This is a genomic window from Escherichia sp. KTE96, assembly GCF_000408525.1.
GTDB lineage: Bacteria > Pseudomonadota > Gammaproteobacteria > Enterobacterales > Enterobacteriaceae > Escherichia > Escherichia marmotae.
This window is the reverse complement of record NZ_KE137149.1, coordinates 2695955-2712288: the sequence shown is the minus strand read 5'-3', so window position 1 is coordinate 2712288 and position 16334 is coordinate 2695955. Positions and strand designations below refer to the sequence as shown.

Annotated in this window: 14 protein-coding genes; 5 read left to right on the top strand and 9 right to left on the bottom strand. The window is 49.3% G+C overall.

The annotated features are described in order from the left end of the window. Window positions 1-57: 57 nt before the first annotated feature. Both narU and yddG read right to left on the bottom strand, forming a co-directional pair. Window positions 58-1446 carry a nitrate/nitrite transporter NarU gene (gene narU, locus A1WG_RS01960; protein ID WP_001207879.1) on the bottom strand — a complete coding sequence of 463 codons (1389 nt, stop codon included), beginning with the start codon at window positions 1444-1446 and terminating at the stop codon, window positions 58-60. A 280-nt stretch (window positions 1447-1726) separates the two neighbouring features. Next, window positions 1727-2608, bottom strand: coding sequence for an aromatic amino acid efflux DMT transporter YddG (yddG, locus tag A1WG_RS01965; protein WP_000166096.1), 882 nt, complete (start codon window positions 2606-2608; stop codon window positions 1727-1729). Window positions 2609-2839: 231 nt separating this feature from the next. Between yddG and fdnG the strand changes: the two genes are divergently transcribed. Genes fdnG through fdnI form a run of 3 tightly spaced genes read left to right on the top strand, consistent with a single transcriptional unit; the run spans window position 2840 to window position 7430 of the window. After that, window positions 2840-5887, top strand: a complete 3048-nt coding sequence (gene fdnG, locus A1WG_RS01975) for a formate dehydrogenase-N subunit alpha (protein ID WP_077633351.1) — start codon at window positions 2840-2842, stop codon at window positions 5885-5887. Window positions 5888-5899: 12 nt separating this feature from the next. After that, window positions 5900-6784, top strand: coding sequence for a formate dehydrogenase N subunit beta (gene fdnH, locus A1WG_RS01980; protein ID WP_001516388.1), 885 nt, complete (start codon window positions 5900-5902; stop codon window positions 6782-6784). Further along, window positions 6777-7430: a formate dehydrogenase-N subunit gamma gene (fdnI, locus tag A1WG_RS01985; RefSeq protein WP_001516387.1), complete on the top strand. Its 654-nt coding sequence runs from the start codon at window positions 6777-6779 to the stop codon at window positions 7428-7430. The genes fdnH and fdnI overlap by 8 nt, the downstream gene beginning before the upstream one ends. Before the next feature lie 228 nt (window positions 7431-7658). Here fdnI and A1WG_RS01990 read toward each other — a convergent pair whose 3' ends face one another. From A1WG_RS01990 to bdm, 6 genes are all read right to left on the bottom strand, one after another. After that, the gene (locus A1WG_RS01990; protein ID WP_000781370.1) at window positions 7659-7943 is read right to left on the bottom strand and encodes a HigA family addiction module antitoxin; all 285 of its coding nucleotides are present in this window, start codon (window positions 7941-7943) and stop codon (window positions 7659-7661) included. Further along, window positions 7943-8221, bottom strand: a complete 279-nt coding sequence (locus A1WG_RS01995) for a type II toxin-antitoxin system RelE/ParE family toxin (protein ID WP_001516386.1) — start codon at window positions 8219-8221, stop codon at window positions 7943-7945. The genes A1WG_RS01990 and A1WG_RS01995 overlap by 1 nt, the downstream gene beginning before the upstream one ends. A 185-nt stretch (window positions 8222-8406) precedes the next feature. Continuing rightward, window positions 8407-9417: an alcohol dehydrogenase AdhP gene (gene adhP / locus A1WG_RS02000; RefSeq protein WP_001516385.1), complete on the bottom strand. Its 1011-nt coding sequence runs from the start codon at window positions 9415-9417 to the stop codon at window positions 8407-8409. Between the two features lie 133 nt (window positions 9418-9550). Then, window positions 9551-11248, bottom strand: coding sequence for a malate dehydrogenase (maeA, locus tag A1WG_RS02005; RefSeq protein ID WP_001516384.1), 1698 nt, complete (start codon window positions 11246-11248; stop codon window positions 9551-9553). Between the two features lie 155 nt (window positions 11249-11403). Beyond that, window positions 11404-11541 carry a stationary-phase-induced ribosome-associated protein gene (gene sra / locus A1WG_RS02010; protein ID WP_000841554.1) on the bottom strand — a complete coding sequence of 46 codons (138 nt, stop codon included), beginning with the start codon at window positions 11539-11541 and terminating at the stop codon, window positions 11404-11406. 90 nt (window positions 11542-11631) lie between these two features. Next, window positions 11632-11847 carry a biofilm-dependent modulation protein gene (gene bdm / locus A1WG_RS02015; protein WP_000495761.1) on the bottom strand — a complete coding sequence of 72 codons (216 nt, stop codon included), beginning with the start codon at window positions 11845-11847 and terminating at the stop codon, window positions 11632-11634. Window positions 11848-12169: 322 nt separating this feature from the next. Between bdm and osmC the strand changes: the two genes are divergently transcribed. Next, on the top strand, window positions 12170-12601 hold the full coding sequence (gene osmC / locus A1WG_RS02020; RefSeq protein ID WP_000152293.1) for a peroxiredoxin OsmC: 432 nt from the start codon (window positions 12170-12172) through the stop codon (window positions 12599-12601). A gap of 320 nt (window positions 12602-12921) precedes the next feature. Continuing rightward, window positions 12922-13845, top strand: a complete 924-nt coding sequence (locus A1WG_RS02025) for an omptin family outer membrane protease (RefSeq protein WP_001516383.1) — start codon at window positions 12922-12924, stop codon at window positions 13843-13845. A 67-nt stretch (window positions 13846-13912) separates the two neighbouring features. Here A1WG_RS02025 and dosP read toward each other — a convergent pair whose 3' ends face one another. Next, on the bottom strand, window positions 13913-16318 hold the full coding sequence (gene dosP, locus A1WG_RS02030) for an oxygen-sensing cyclic-di-GMP phosphodiesterase DosP (protein WP_001516382.1): 2406 nt from the start codon (window positions 16316-16318) through the stop codon (window positions 13913-13915). Between the last annotated feature and the right edge of the window lie 16 nt (window positions 16319-16334).

Below are 16334 nucleotides of genomic sequence, written 5' to 3'. Positions count from 1 at the left end.
CGACCTACGGGGGCGACACGGTTGTAGGACTGATAAGACGCATCAGGCATCGATCTCTTATTTTTGGCTAAACTGCCGCCGACCATAGACCAGCCAGGTCAGCAGCACACAGATGATGTAAAAGATTAAAAACACTTTCATCGCGCCAACCGGCGAGCCGGTCATATTCAGCGACATGCCAAACGCCTGTGGAATAAAAAAGCCGCCAACTGCACCAATTGCCGAGATAAAGCCAAGTGCGGCGGCGGTTTCGGTGATTGCTTCTCGCTGTGCTTCTTCATCGCTACCGCCTTTCATCTTCACCCGATAAATGGTTATCTGGCGGAAGATGACGGCAATCATCTGGAAAGTAGAGCCACTTCCCAGACCCGCCGTCAGGAACAACCCCATAAATACGGCGTAAAACGCAATGAAATTACCTGAACCCGTGCCGGGTAACGTCAGAAACAGCAACGCACTGAACAGAGCCATAAAAATAAAGTTGATAAGCGTAACGCGAACGCCGCCGAACTTATCGGAGATAGCGCCGCCAACCGATCGCGCAATGGCACCGATAAACGGGCCAAAAAACGCCAGTTGCAGAATATTCACATCCGGGAACTGCGTTTTTGCCAGCATGGCAAAACCCGCGGAAAAGCCGATGAACGAGCCAAAAGTGGCGAGGTAGAGCAGACTCAACAGCCAGAGATGCAGGCGTTGTAACACAGGTAACTGGTCGGCAATTGATGCACGTGAACTGGCAATATCATTCATCCCTGACCAGGCAGCAATGGTGGCAATGACCAACAATGGCACCCAAATCCAGGCAGCATTAGCCAGTGACATCACAGAGCCATCGGCCTGCGGTACGCCATTAACACCAAGAAAGGCAAATACCGGAACAAAAATCACCAGCGGCGCAACCAGTTGCATCACGCTGACGCCTAAATTACCCAGTCCGCCATTAATGCCAAGTGCGCTACCTTGTTTGGCTTTCGGGAAGAAAAAACTGATATTTCCCATACTTGAAGCAAAGTTTGCGCCCGCAAAACCGCACAGCAGAGCAATTACAATAAATACACCGAAGGGAGTAGCTGTATTTTGCACGGCAAAACCGAGCCAGATGCAGGGAATAATCAGGATAGCGGTACTAAAAACGGTCCAGCGACGTCCACCAAATATTGGCACCATAAAGGAGTAGGGAACACGTAATAATGCGCCCGAAACGGAGGGTAATGCGGTTAATAAAAAAAGTTGATCGGTAGTAAAATTAAAGCCGATTTTGTTGAGATTAACGGCTACAGCGCTAAATAACATCCAGACACAGAACGCAAGAAGTAAACAACTGACTGATATCCAGAGATTTCTTCGTGCTATATGCTTTCCTTTATTTTCCCAGAATGCCGGATTTTCTGGCTTCCAGTCGCGCAAAAGATAACGATTATTTTTCTCATTTTGCAGTGCCATATTCTTCCTCGCATGCACACATTGTTAATGAAAAAAAGAAAAGACAGGACGTTGGGCGCAACCGCCCGTTTTTAGAATTAAGGATGAATAGAGTGAAGTGCTGAATGAAAGAATAGATAAGAAAGCACAGCCGCGCGGTGAGAAAGCGGATTATCTGAAGGCTTATGTGTTACTGAATGTAACAAAAATATATCATTGCCTTCACTAATTTTTAAATCCGCATATCCCTGAACGTGTTTTGTTGCTGTATGAAGCGTTGGCCTCATCTTGTCATCTTTATTTATCGGTGACGTGTCGCCAGCCAGCAGAGCAGAGAACCGCCACAGACCATCAGTGCGCCTTGCCAGAATGAGAGCGACAGCGGTGCGCTGAGCAGCACGGCAGCAAGCGCTGACGAAAGTACGGGGGTAAAATAAGACCCTACTGCCATAATAGTGACATTGCCATGTAAAATACCGACATTCCAGGCGGCATAAGCAAATCCTAAAGTAAAAGCCGCAGAAATGAGTTTGACGATGACAGGGGTGCTAAAAACCATCTCTGGTTGTGGCGACAGAAAATAGTAAACCCATAGGCTTGCACCCGTCAGAAGAACGAAAACGGTAATGCCGTTAAATCCACGGGCATATTTATTGGTTACCGTGCAATAAGCCGCCCAGATAAAGGCACCAATAAACGCCAGAAAATAACTTAATGGGCTGGTAGTGATATTATTGATTATTTCATTATATTTCAGGCCATTCTCACCGCCCAGCACCCAACAAACACCCATCAACGCGAAAAGCAATCCTGGAATAATCAGCCAATTTGTTTTTTGTCCGTTAAAAAGAATGGCAAAAAGAATCGTCAGGCTGGGCCATAGATAGTTCACCATACCGACTTCAATGGCCTGATGGCGGGTGGCCGCGTATCCCAAAGAAAGCGCGAGGCAAATTTCATAGCTGACAAACAATACGCTGCCAGCAAGTAAATAGCCTTTCGGGATCTGCCGAAGACGTGGGAATCCAACAGTGAATATTAATAGTAGTCCGCTTAATGAATAGATCGCCGCCGCTCCTCCTACCGGACCGAGCCCCTCACTGACCCCACGAATCAACCCAACCATCGTGCTCCACAAGATGATCGCAATCAGGCCAATGAGTGTTGCTTTTTGTTTTGTCATATTTGCTCTTTTTTCTCTCTTGCCATTAAAAATCGCGCTGAAATTTATAGCATTTTTTTAACCTGCCTGTCAGGACGTGGTGACTTTTTCTACCGCTATTGAGGTAGGTCAATTTGTAAAGGCGAACTATTTTGTGGCAAACAGGCGTTCTTTTTGATTTGGCGCAAAAAGATTCGGAATTTTACTGTTAGTTTCCTCGCGCAGTTACACCCGTGTAAAAAGAGGAAAGCAATGGACGTCAGTCGCAGACAATTTTTTAAAATCTGCGCGGGCGGTATGGCTGGAACAACAGTAGCAGCATTGGGCTTTGCCCCGAAGCAAGCACTGGCTCAGGCGCGAAACTATAAATTATTACGCGCAAAAGAGATCCGTAACACCTGCACATACTGTTCCGTAGGTTGCGGGCTATTGATGTATAGCCTGGGTGATGGAGCTAAAAACGCCAGAGAAGCGATTTATCACATTGAGGGTGATCCGGATCATCCGGTAAGCCGCGGTGCGCTGTGCCCGAAAGGGGCCGGTTTGCTGGACTACGTGAACAGTGAAAACCGTCTGCGTTACCCGGAATATCGCGCTCCAGGTTCAGATAAATGGCAGCGTATTAGCTGGGATGAAGCATTTTCCCGTATTGCGAAGCTGATGAAAGCTGACCGTGATGCCAACTTTATTGAGAAGAACGAGCAGGGCGTAACGGTTAACCGTTGGCTTTCTACCGGTATGCTGTGTGCTTCCGGTGCCAGCAACGAAACCGGGATGCTGACCCAAAAATTTGCTCGCTCCCTCGGGATGCTGGCGGTAGACAACCAGGCACGCGTCTGACACGGACCAACGGTAGCAAGTCTTGCTCCAACATTTGGTCGCGGTGCGATGACCAACCACTGGGTGGATATCAAAAACGCTAACGTCGTGATGGTGATGGGCGGTAACGCTGCTGAAGCGCATCCCGTCGGTTTCCGCTGGGCGATGGAAGCGAAAAACAACAACGATGCAACCTTGATCGTTGTCGATCCCCGTTTTACGCGTACCGCTTCTGTCGCGGATATCTACGCGCCTATTCGTTCCGGTACGGACATTACGTTCCTGTCTGGCGTTTTGCGCTACCTGATCGAAAACAACAAAATCAACGCTGAATACGTTAAGCATTACACCAACGCCAGCCTGCTGGTGCGTGATGATTTTGCTTTCGAAGACGGCCTGTTCAGCGGCTATGACGCTGAAAAACGCCAGTACGATAAGTCGTCCTGGAACTATCAGTTCGATGAAAATGGCTATGCGAAACGCGATGATACGCTGACTCATCCGCGCTGCGTGTGGAACCTGCTGAAAGAGCACGTTTCCCGCTACACGCCGGATGTTGTAGAAAACATCTGTGGTACGCCAAAAGCCGACTTCCTGAAAGTGTGTGAAGTGCTGGCCTCCACCAGCGCGCCGGATCGCACAACCACCTTCCTGTACGCCCTGGGCTGGACGCAGCACACTGTCGGTGCGCAGAACATTCGTACTATGGCGATGATCCAGTTGCTGCTCGGCAATATGGGTATGGCTGGTGGTGGCGTGAACGCGCTGCGCGGCCACTCCAACATTCAGGGTCTGACCGACTTAGGTCTGCTCTCTACCAGCTTACCGGGTTATCTGACGCTGCCGTCAGAAAAACAGGTTGATCTGCAGTCGTATCTGGAAGCGAATACGCCGAAAGCGACGCTGGCTGATCAGGTGAACTACTGGAGCAATTATCCGAAGTTCTTCGTTAGCCTGATGAAATCTTTCTACGGCGATGCCGCACAGAAAGAAAACAACTGGGGTTACGACTGGCTGCCGAAGTGGGATCAGACCTACGACGTCATCAAGTATTTCAACATGATGGACGAAGGCAAGGTCAGCGGTTATTTCTGCCAGGGCTTTAACCCGGTTGCGTCCTTCCCGGACAAAAACAAAGTGGTTAGCTGCCTGAGTAAGCTGAAATACATGGTGGTTATCGATCCGCTGGTGACTGAAACCTCCACCTTCTGGCAGAACCACGGCGAGTCGAACGATGTCGATCCGGCGTCTATCCAGACCGAGGTATTCCGTCTGCCTTCGACCTGCTTTGCTGAAGAAGATGGCTCTATCGCCAACTCCGGTCGCTGGTTGCAGTGGCACTGGAAAGGTCAGGATGCTCCGGGCGAAGCGCGTAACGACGGTGAAATTCTGGCGGGTATCTACCACCATCTGCGCGAGCTGTATAAAGCCGAAGGTGGTAAAGGCGTAGAACCGCTGATGAAGATGAGCTGGAACTACAAGCAGCCGCACGAGCCGCAATCTGACGAAGTGGCAAAAGAGAACAACGGCTATGCGCTGGAAGATCTCTATGATGCCAATGGCGTGCTGATTGCGAAGAAAGGTCAGTTGCTGAGTAGCTTTGCGCATCTGCGTGATGACGGTACGACTGCATCTTCTTGCTGGATCTACACCGGTAGCTGGACCGAGCAGGGCAACCAGATGGCCAACCGCGATAACTCCGACCCGTCAGGTCTGGGGAATACGCTGGGATGGGCATGGGCGTGGCCGCTCAACCGTCGCGTGCTGTACAACCGTGCTTCAGCGGATATCAACGGTAAACCGTGGGATCCGAAACGGATGCTGATCCAGTGGAACGGCAGCAAGTGGACGGGCAATGATATTCCGGACTTCGGCAATGCCGCACCGGGTACGCCAACCGGGCCGTTTATCATGCAGCCGGAAGGGATGGGACGCTTGTTTGCCATCAACAAAATGGCAGAAGGTCCATTCCCGGAACACTACGAGCCGATTGAAACGCCGCTGGGTACGAACCCGCTGCATCCAAACGTGGTGTCTAACCCGGTCGTGCGTCTGTATGAACAAGATGCGCTGCGGATGGGTAAAAAAGAGCAGTTCCCTTACGTGGGTACGACCTACCGTCTGACCGAGCACTTCCACACCTGGACCAAGCACGCATTGCTCAACGCAATCGCCCAGCCGGAACAGTTTGTGGAAATCAGCGAAACGCTGGCGGCGGCGAAAGGCATTGCCAATGGCGATCGTGTCACTGTCTCCAGTAAGCGTGGCTTTATCCGCGCGGTGGCCGTGGTAACGCGCCGTCTGAAGCCGCTGAACGTTAACGGTCAACAGGTAGAAACGGTGGGTATTCCAATCCACTGGGGCTTTGAGGGTGTCGCGCGTAAAGGCTATATCGCTAACACTCTGACGCCGAATGTCGGTGATGCAAACTCGCAAACGCCGGAATATAAAGCGTTCTTAGTCAACATCGAGAAGGCGTAAGGGGGCGAACAGATGGCTATGGAAACGCAGGACATTATCAAAAGGTCCGCAACTAACTCCATCACGCCGCCTTCGCAGGTGCGTGATTACAAAGCAGAAGTCGCGAAACTTATCGACGTTTCCACCTGTATCGGCTGTAAAGCCTGCCAGGTGGCATGTTCGGAGTGGAACGACATCCGTGATGAAGTGGGGCACTGCGTCGGGGTCTACGATAACCCCGCCGATCTGAGCGCCAAATCCTGGACGGTGATGCGCTTTAGCGAAACCGAACAGAACGGTAAGCTGGAGTGGCTGATCCGTAAAGACGGCTGTATGCACTGTGAAGATCCGGGCTGCCTGAAGGCGTGTCCGTCTGCCGGTGCAATCATTCAGTACGCTAACGGCATTGTCGATTTTCAGTCGGAAAACTGCATCGGCTGTGGTTACTGCATTGCCGGGTGTCCGTTTAATATTCCGCGCCTCAACAAAGAGGATAACCGGGTATATAAATGCACCCTCTGCGTCGATCGCGTCAGCGTCGGCCAGGAACCGGCTTGTGTGAAAACCTGTCCGACCGGGGCGATCCACTTCGGCACCAAGAAGGAGATGCTGGAGCTGGCGGAACAGCGGGTGGCGAAACTGAAAGCGCGTGGCTACGAACATGCTGGCGTCTACAACCCGGAAGGGGTTGGTGGCACGCACGTTATGTATGTGTTGCATCACGCCGATCAGCCGGAGCTGTATCACGGTCTACCGAAGGAGCCGAAGATTGATACTTCGGTGAACTTGTGGAAAGGCGCGTTGAAACCGCTGGCAGCGGCTGGCTTTATCGCCACCTTTGCCGGGTTGATTTTCCACTACATCGGTATTGGCCCGAATAAGGAAGTGGACGATGACGAGGAGGGAAATCATGCGTAAGTCGAAAATGATTGTGCGCACCAAGTTTATTGATCGCGCCTGTCACTGGACCGTGGTGATTTGCTTCTTCCTGGTGGCACTTTCCGGGATTTCGTTCTTCTTCCCGACGCTGCAATGGCTGACGCAAACCTTCGGTACGCCGCAGATGGGACGCATTTTGCACCCATTCTTCGGCATTGCGATTTTTGTCGCGCTGATGTTTATGTTCTTCCGCTTTGTGCATCACAACATCCCGGATAAGAAAGATATTCCGTGGCTGTTGAACATTGTCGAAGTATTGAAAGGCAATGAGCACAAAGTGGCGGATGTCGGTAAGTACAACGCCGGGCAGAAGATGATGTTCTGGTCGATCATGAGCATGATTTTCGTGCTGCTGGTGACCGGGGTGATTATCTGGCGTCCGTACTTTGCGCAGTACTTCCCGATTCAGGTTGTCCGCTACAGTCTGCTGATCCACGCAGCCGCGGGTATCATCCTGATCCACGCCATCCTGATCCATATGTATATGGCATTCTGGGTGAAAGGGTCGATTAAAGGGATGGTCGAAGGAAAGGTGAGCCGTCGTTGGGCGAAGAAACACCATCCGCGCTGGTATCGTGAAATCGAGAAGGCCGAAGCGAAAAAAGAGAGTGAAGAAGGGATATAATCTCTTTTGAGCTTTAAGCTGAAAATGGCGCTGTAAAAGGCGCCATTTTTTATTGTAGTTTGTTCATGCCGGATGCGGCGTGAACGCCTTATCCGGCCTACAAACCGTTCAAATCCAATAGATTGCAGAATAGATTGCAGTGAACGTGTAGGCCTGATAAGCGTAGCGCATCGGGCAATGTTGCGTTTGTCATCAGTTTCAAATGGCGCTTTATAAGGTGCCATTTTTTTATTGCGTAACCAGACGGCGCAGTCGCGACACATCCACCGTTTTTTCAGCCTCTGCCAGGCTCCAGGCGTTTTGCAGATTCAGCCACATTTGCGGCGAACTGCCGATCACCACGGAAAGTTTAATCGCCATTTCTGGTGTCAAAGCTGCTTTTCCGGTCAGCAATCGGCTTGCCGTTGAGGGCGCAATTTCCATTGCTCTGGCAAACTCGCGCAGGCTGACATTAAGTTCGTCCAGTGATTCCTGAATAATGTCCCCCGGGCGGGGATGATTGGCCATTTTCATCAGTGATAGTCCTCGTAATCCAGTATGTATGCATCGCCATTGACGAATTCAAATGTGAGTCGCCAGTTGCCCGAGACAGATATCGTCCAAATTTCATCGCGATCGCCGCTTAACGGGTGTAGTCGGTAACCGGGCATATCGATATCAGCAAGACAGCTTGCTGCATCAATCACAGCGAGTCGGTGGCGTAATCGTTTGACTTGCGTCGGTATAACGCCGGAGGTTTTGCCGAGAAGAAACAAGTCACGCAATCCCTTGTGTCTGAAATTCATTATCATCTCTTCATCCTTGTTCCTTCGAAAGGAACACTATCACTATTGTTCCGTGCAGCGCAACAAATTTCGCTACGTTTTCGCGAATTGTGAGGGGAAAGATCGGGGAGGAAAAGAAGAAGAGTGAAATTGCGGAAAGCGTCTCGCAAAACAGGCTGCGACCCGAACATGGCAGTCGCAGCAAAGGACTCTTAGCGACGGAAATCAATCACCATACGGCCACGGATTTTACCTTCTTCCATCTCGGTAAAGATGGTGTTGATGTCCACTAACGGACGCAGGGCGACTTTTGGCACCACTTTACCTTCGGCGGCAAACTGGAAGGCTTCGGTTAAATCCTGGCGCGTGCCAACCAGCGAACCTACGACTTCAATGCCATCCAGCACCAGCCGTGGAATATCAAGACTCATAGATTCCGGCGGTAGACCTACAGCCACGACACGCCCACCTGCGCGAACGGCGTCGACCGCCGAGTTAAATGCGGCTTTTGCTACCGCCGTCACCACCGCGGCATGAGCGCCACCGGTTTTCTCTTGCACAATTTTGGCAGCATCTTCAGAGCGTGAGTTAATTGCTAAATCAGCGCCCATCTCGGTCGCCAGTTTCAGTTGCTCATCATTGACATCAATGGCGATCACTTTGGCGTTAAAGACATTCTTCGCATATTGCAGGGCGAGGTTGCCCAGACCGCCAAGACCGTAGATAGCAATCCACTGCCCGGGGCGAATTTTTGACAGTTTCACCGCTTTATAGGTGGTGACGCCCGCGCAGGTAATGCTGCTGGCGGCAGCCGAGTCCAGGCCATCCGGCACTTTGACCGCGTAATCAGCGACCACGATGCACTCTTCAGCCATCCCGCCATCAACGCTGTATCCGGCATTTTTAACTGAACGGCAGAGGGTTTCGTTGCCGCTGTTACAGTATTCGCAATGACCGCATCCTTCAAAGAACCATGCTACGCTTGCGCGATCGCCTGGTTTCAATGAAGTTACTCCAGGGCCAACTTCCGCCACCACACCAATGCCTTCGTGCCCCAGAATTACGCCGGTCTTATCACCAAAATCGCCATTCTTAACATGAAGATCGGTATGACATACACCACAACACTCCATTTTTAACAGAGCTTCACCGTGTTTCAGTGAGCGCAGCGTTTTATCCGTAACGTCAACATGATGATCCTTCGTAACAACCGCAGCCTTCATAGTTCCTCCTTTTCGGATGATGTTCTGCATAGCAGGTGAGGCAAATGAGATTTATTCGCCACTACCCAGTATGGATGAGATCTGAAAAAGGGAGAGAAAAATTGCCCGGCAGCGTTCACTACCGGGCAGAGACTTAGATGGAAGTACGACGGTAGTCGCGGTATTCGGCTTGCCAGAAATTATCGTCAATGGCTTGTTGCAAAGCTTCGGCGGAGGTTTTCACCGCCACGCCTTGTTGCTGAGCCATTTTGCCGACCGCAAAAGCTATAGCCCGGGAGACTTTCTGAATATCTTTTAGTTCCGGCAATACCAGACCTTCGCCGTTCAGCACCAGAGGAGAATACTGCGCCAGGGTTTCACTTGCCGACATCAACATCTCATCGGTGATGCGTGACGCGCCGGAAGCAATAACGCCCAGCCCGATCCCCGGGAAGATAAAGGCGTTGTTACACTGGGCGATAGGGTAGATTTTATCTTTCCATACCACGGGATTAAACGGGCTGCCAGTGGCGACCAGCGCATTACCTTCGGTCCAGGCAATAATGTCCTGCGGCGTGGCTTCGACGCGTGATGTCGGGTTAGAGAGAGGCATCACGATTGGGCGTGGGCAATGCTTGTGCATTTCGCGGATGATCTCTTCCGTAAACAGCCCGGCCTGTCCGGAGACGCCAATCAGAATATCCGGTTTGACATTGCGCACCACATCGAGCAGTGACAGCACATCGCTGTCGGTATCCCAGCCGCTGAGATTGTCCCGCTTCTGCACCAGTTTGGTCTGGAAAGGCAGCAGATTTGGCATCTTGTCGGTCAGCAGGCCAAAGCGATCGACCATAAACACTTTCTGCCGCGCCGCTTCCTCGCTTAATCCTTCGCGCTGGGTCTGGGCGATGATCATCTCCGCAATGCCGCATCCCGCAGAGCCAGCGCCGAGGAAGACGATTTTTTTCTCGCTTAACTGACCACCCGCCGCGCGACTGGCTGCTATCAGCGTTCCGACCGTTACCGCGGCGGTCCCCTGAATGTCATCATTAAAGGAACATATTTCATTGCGATAACGGTTCAGCAGCGGCATCGCGTTTTTCTGTGCGAAATCTTCAAACTGCAGCAACACGTCAGGCCAGCGTTGCTTCACGGCCTGGATAAATTCATCAACAAATTCATAGTATTCGTCGTCGGTGATACGCGGGTTCCGCCAGCCCATATACAGCGGGTCGTTAAGCAGTTGCTGATTGTTGGTGCCAACGTCCAATACTACCGGCAGCGTATACGCCGGGCTGATGCCGCCACAGGCGGTATAGAGCGACAGTTTACCGATTGGAATGCCCATCCCGCCGATACCCTGATCACCCAGGCCCAGGATACGTTCGCCATCCGTCACCACAATCACTTTAATGTTGTGATTCGGCACGTTTTGCAGGATGTCGTCCATATTGTGGCGGTTCTGGTAAGAGATAAACACGCCGCGCGAACGACGGTAGATCTCGGAGAAACGTTCACAGGCCGCGCCGACGGTTGGGGTATAAATGACGGGCATCATCTCATCAAGATGATTGTTCACCAGGCGGTAGAAGAGGGTTTCGTTGGTGTCCTGGATGTTACGCAGGTAGATGTGTTTGTCGATTTCGGTTTTGAATCCCTGATACTGGATCCACGCACGTTCCGCTTGTTCTTCGATGGTTTCGACCACTTCCGGCAGTAACCCCAGCAGGTTGAAGTTACGGCGTTCTTCCATGCTGAAGGCACTGCCTTTATTCAACAACGGAAATTCCAGCAGTACAGGGCCAGCGTAAGGAATATAAAGCGAACGCTGTTTTTTTGTTTTTGGTTCCATGTCACTCACTCTTTTTTGAATATCCATCCCTGGGGCGCTTTTATCGTCTTTGCTTTACCGCCAGGGCGTCGGCCCAAGTATAAAGCAGATAAAAACAAAAACACCATTGCGCTGGCAATGGTGTTTAATCGTCATTGAGGACGGATTGTTAAAACTTACTTTTCAGCGGGGCGTTTTCTGCCTGTTGGGTTATTTACCACGCTGGATTTGTCACCTTCGGTAACTATTTTGCGCTGGTTAGATATTTTATGATCCAGTCCAAGAATATGACGGGCCTGACGGTTCGATTTCATTTTAACTCCTCAATCCTGTTACTAGTTTTAAGGACAATTCGCCAAAGCGAAGAAACGTAACCCCTAAGGTTGCGGATCAAGCATAGCAGCTTAAAGTGTAGGGTGCTGGCCACTGACCACATAATTAATAGTTTGCTGGTAGATATCACTGAGGATGTCGTTATCAGAAGCTTCCAGCCATTTGGTCAGCTCCATGAGAATATCATCTTCAGTGACAACACCGTGCTCTGCCCGAAGGCCTTGCTCAATGGCGTTAACCAGAGCGGGTTCTGCTGTGGAATTTGCTGCCTGATAATAAGTAAACATAGTGATCCTCCTTGTCTGTGTATTTATGGTGTCTGCTACGCCTCGCAGATTTATAAAGCACATTCAGCATGGCAAATATTTATTGTCTCGTTACCAGGAATAATCCTGGTTGATGATTTTTATATTTTAAATGCATGATGTTATTGGCTTTTATCTGTTGGGGTATCGTTTTAATCCTATATTTCCAGACATCCGGTGCGGTCATTCCATTTAAATGCGCAGGTGATTTTTTTAGCCGGTTTAATTCGGAATATCCTGCTTATCCTCTTGCTGTTTCTCCCGTAGTCTATAATTTCCTTTTTAAGCCCACAGGAGAGCAACAATGACAATCCATAAGAAAGGTCAGGCACACTGGGAAGGCGATATCAAACGCGGGAAGGGAACAGTATCTACCGAGAGCGGTGTGCTGAACCAACAACCGTATGGGTTTAACACGCGTTTTGAAGGCGCAAAAGGAACCAACCCGGAAGAGCTGATTGGTGCAGCACATGCCGCTTGTTTCTCGATGGCGCTTTCATTAATGCTGGGGGAAGCGGGATTCACACCAACATCGATTGATACCACTGCCGATGTATCACTGGATAAAGTGGATGCTGGTTTTGCGATTACTAAAATTGCACTGAAAAGTGAAGTCGCCGTTCCGGGCATTGATGCTTCCACCTTTGACGGTATTATCCAGAAAGCAAAAGCAGGATGTCCGGTTTCTCAGGTACTGAAAGCGGAAATTACGCTGGATTACCAGTTGAAAGCATAAATTCTCGCCGGATGATGCGTCATCCGGCAAGTTATCTACACAGATACTTTGTCCTTATCCCAATGAGATCTCGTATTTAAACCGCATCTTTATTCTGCTCATTATCCCCTCTGCTCATAAAAAATCATTATTGCATCAGGTTGTGAATTTATACTTCGTTCAGAATATCAGTAAATATTGGGTTATTTATGTTTTCTGTTTGATGGTGCGAATCATATGTGCCATTGTAAGACTTAGTTAATTTTAACCAATTCAAATCTATTTAAATTAATTCATTTCAATTAATTTGCTAATTGATATTGTTCAATAAGGATGAAGCCATGTCGGTGAAAAAGGTCTCTTTTTTTATTGTGTTAATTTATCTAAGCCAGTATGCAAGTGCATCTTCAGAATTTAATTTCTCACCTGACAGTGTTTTTGTTGATGCTTCTCTTTCATTTCTGAATGGTGAGTCAGGTGAGTTTGTCTATAGTAATGGTGGCACACTTAGCCAACTGGACTGGAAAATTCAAAATACGCCCATTGTTAAAATGGGCGTAACCTGGGATGCAGTCTCATGGCTGACTCTTAATGCCAACGGCTGGACGACGCTTGCCTCTGCCGGTGCGCTAATGGATGATTATGACTGGCTGGAACCGGGGCAACAACACTGGAGCGATTGGTCACATCATCCTGCAACACGGTTAAATTTTGCAAATCAGTTTGATCTCAATATGACAGGTTGGTTTTTAAAGGAACAAAACTACCAATTAGGCGCTGTGTTAGGCTATCAGGAGACGCGTTTCAGTTGGTTGGCGAAAGGCGGTTACTATAGTTATGACAACGGTGCCGACATTGGTGATATTCCTCATGGCCAAAAAGTTATTGGTTACCAACAAAAATTCAGCGCTCCCTATTTAGGTCTTTCTGGTAAATATATCTACCATGATTTTGATATTATAACGCAATTTAAATATAGCGCCTGGGGAGAAGGGAAAGGCACAGATCAGCATTACTTGAGCAACATTACATTTAAAGATAAAGTATCTAACCAAAAATATTACTCAGGTCTTATTAACGTGGGGTATAACATTAATCCACAGGCGCGTATTTTTACAGAAATATCATGGAGTAGATTCTCTAATGATGTTGGTAACACAACAATTTATCATAAAGAAAATGGTGAACGTGTAAAAGATAAAGATTCACCTGGGATGCAGAATTATAATTACATTATTGGTGCGGGTATTATGTACAGATTTTAATATAGCGGCGCGCAAATAGCTTAATACGAATACATGAAATCTTGCCCGCCAGTGCGGGCAAGATTTACTAAACGTCGATTTGAAGCGGTAGCGCAGTAGACATCCAGACAGAGATCTCTTCGGCGGGTAAAGGGCGTGAGAAGAAATAGCCCTGAATAACGGGGCAGTGGATCTTGCGTAACATCTCAAACTGTTCTTTTGTTTCTACACCTTCAGCCACTACGGTTAAGTTCAGGCTTTGTCCAATGCCGGTAATAGCTTCTAACAAGGCGCGAATGCGTTTTTCAGTCAGACAACGATCGACAAAACTTTTATCAATTTTGATTTCTGTTACCGGCAGGCTGACTAAGCGTGATAAACCAGAAAAGCCGGTGCCGAAATCATCGACGGATAAACCTACACCCATATCCCGCAGGATCTGGATGCGTTTAAAGATCTCCGTATCGTGTTCCATCATCATGCTTTCGGTGATTTCCACTGTTAGCTGGTGGCCGTCAATCGCCCAGGCTTCCATCGCGTCGGAAACCTGATTGGGTAGTTGATTACTGCGAAAATGCAGCGCAGACAAGTTAACGGATAACGCCGGGATGTGAATATTCTGGCTATGCCATTCTGCTAACTGGCGACAGGCTTCAGCGATGACCCAGCGACCAATGTTTTCAATTTCACCAATCTCTTCCGCGAGGGGAATAAACCGGGAAGGGGGAACATGACCATGCTGCGGATCGTACCAGCGAGCAAGAGCTTCAAGACCGTACAGTTCACCCGTTTCCGCGAAGATCTGCGGCTGGTAAACCAGTTTCAACTGGTTGTTGCTGATCGCTTCTTTCAGCGCCGCACCTAATACCAGCCGCTCTTTAACCATTTCGTTCATTGTCGGACTAAAGAACTGCCAGCCGTTACCGCCATTTTTGCGAATGAAATCCATCGCATTGTGGGCGGTAGAAAGCAGGTAGTCACGGTTTTTGCCAACGTCGTAACTGATACCAATGCTTAAGGTTAAAGGAAAAGGTTGATCGTCAATGATGACCGGCTTTCTAATGATGTTGCGTAGCTCATCAGCGATTTGGGTAATGTTGCTTACTTCATCCTCCAGGCTAATGAGGACAAACTGTGCACCTTCAACGCGGCAGAGATACTGATCGGGTTTGAGTTTTTCGCGAAAACGATTAACGACCTCTAACAATGCCTGATCGGCCCACGCGTAGCCGAGGCTGTCGATCACATCCTGAATATGGTCGACGCCAATAAGATACACCACCGGAGAGACGGCTCTATCGACCAGGTCATCAAGGTAATTGTGCAGATTATTGCGATTTGGCAGACCGGTCATCGGATCAAACTGAATTAGCTGTTCGATGTGCTGGCGGCTTTTCTCCTGTTCCAGCGCCAGTGCGGCCATATGCTGGCTGATATCTGCCACACGTTCGACAAATGCACTGGTTTCTGTTCCTGCCGCGGTCTTGATTTGCAGTATCCCCGCAGGCGCACCATCACGCTGGCGAATGGTGACAGCCCAGCTTTGTGCATTCTTTACATCTGCCTCATGAGAGGACGATGCCCAATGCACTGGCATCCCATTACGCAATGCATACAACGATACGTGTGATTCATGAAGAATGGATTCAATATTACGGCAAATGATTTCACCCATTTCGTGAAACGGTGGGCTACTGCACATGGCAGCGAGGATGTTGCCTTCCAGTTGGCGGATTTGCCGTTCTTCGGTGATATCTGAGAAGGTCATCACCAGGTTTTGTAGATGAGCAAGCACGTCATAGACCGGACTGATAGACGCTTTAATCCAGATATTTTCACCCGTACGCGTCAATAACAGAAATTCATCCTGATCGCGGGAGGTTTTCCACAATAGTTGCTGTAAGCGAATGCGGTTATCTGTCGGGTAATCAGGAATGTTAAGTAGCGTATCGGGTTGCATACCGCTGGCTTCGCTGATGCAGTAGCCAAACATTTCGGTAAATGCGCGATTGCACTGCACGATATGACGCTCAGGATCGAGCACAATCACAGGTCGGTCGAGGTGGTCTACGGCAATGAGCAACTGCCGGGTCTGTTCTTTCTGCGCCATTTCAACGCTGGCATCCCGAACCAGCGCCAGATAATAAATTTTCCCTTCGGCAGTCACTTTTGACAGGGCAAATCGTGTCCATATTTTACTGCCGTCTTTTTTCTCCAGTTGCAATTCCCGGCTCATTCCTTCGACACGCGCTTTACCACCTTCACGGTTATGCCGGATATATTCAGGATGTGCAGGGCGCAAATTATGGGGGATGAGCATATCGATGTTATTGCCAATGACCTCTTCGCGCTTATATCCCCAGAGCTTCTCTGCGGCTGGGTTGAAAAACATCACTTCATCATTTTCGTTAATTAACACCGCCCCCATCATATTTTGTTCAAGGGCGGGAAAAAAAATGCCGTCAGCGGCATTTTCTGCATCGGTTAGCTTCATGATTACCTCTGCATCC

Excerpts from the sequence above, each read along its gene's own strand:
- narU (WP_001207879.1), bottom strand. The coding sequence starts at position 1,446 with ATGGCACTGCAAAATGAGAAAAATAATCGTTATCTTTTGCGCGACTGG.
- fdnH (WP_001516388.1), top strand. The coding sequence starts at position 5,900 with ATGGCTATGGAAACGCAGGACATTATCAAAAGGTCCGCAACTAACTCC.
- fdnI (WP_001516387.1), top strand. The coding sequence starts at position 6,777 with ATGCGTAAGTCGAAAATGATTGTGCGCACCAAGTTTATTGATCGCGCC.
- dosP (WP_001516382.1), bottom strand. The coding sequence starts at position 16,318 with ATGAAGCTAACCGATGCAGAAAATGCCGCTGACGGCATTTTTTTTCCC.
- A1WG_RS01995 (WP_001516386.1), bottom strand. The coding sequence starts at position 8,221 with ATGATAATGAATTTCAGACACAAGGGATTGCGTGACTTGTTTCTTCTC.
- adhP (WP_001516385.1), bottom strand. The coding sequence starts at position 9,417 with ATGAAGGCTGCGGTTGTTACGAAGGATCATCATGTTGACGTTACGGAT.
- osmC (WP_000152293.1), top strand. The coding sequence starts at position 12,170 with ATGACAATCCATAAGAAAGGTCAGGCACACTGGGAAGGCGATATCAAA.
- A1WG_RS02025 (WP_001516383.1), top strand. The coding sequence starts at position 12,922 with ATGTCGGTGAAAAAGGTCTCTTTTTTTATTGTGTTAATTTATCTAAGC.
- A1WG_RS01990 (WP_000781370.1), bottom strand. The coding sequence starts at position 7,943 with ATGAAAATGGCCAATCATCCCCGCCCGGGGGACATTATTCAGGAATCA.
- bdm (WP_000495761.1), bottom strand. The coding sequence starts at position 11,847 with ATGTTTACTTATTATCAGGCAGCAAATTCCACAGCAGAACCCGCTCTG.
- maeA (WP_001516384.1), bottom strand. The coding sequence starts at position 11,248 with ATGGAACCAAAAACAAAAAAACAGCGTTCGCTTTATATTCCTTACGCT.
- sra (WP_000841554.1), bottom strand. The coding sequence starts at position 11,541 with ATGAAATCGAACCGTCAGGCCCGTCATATTCTTGGACTGGATCATAAA.
- yddG (WP_000166096.1), bottom strand. The coding sequence starts at position 2,608 with ATGACAAAACAAAAAGCAACACTCATTGGCCTGATTGCGATCATCTTG.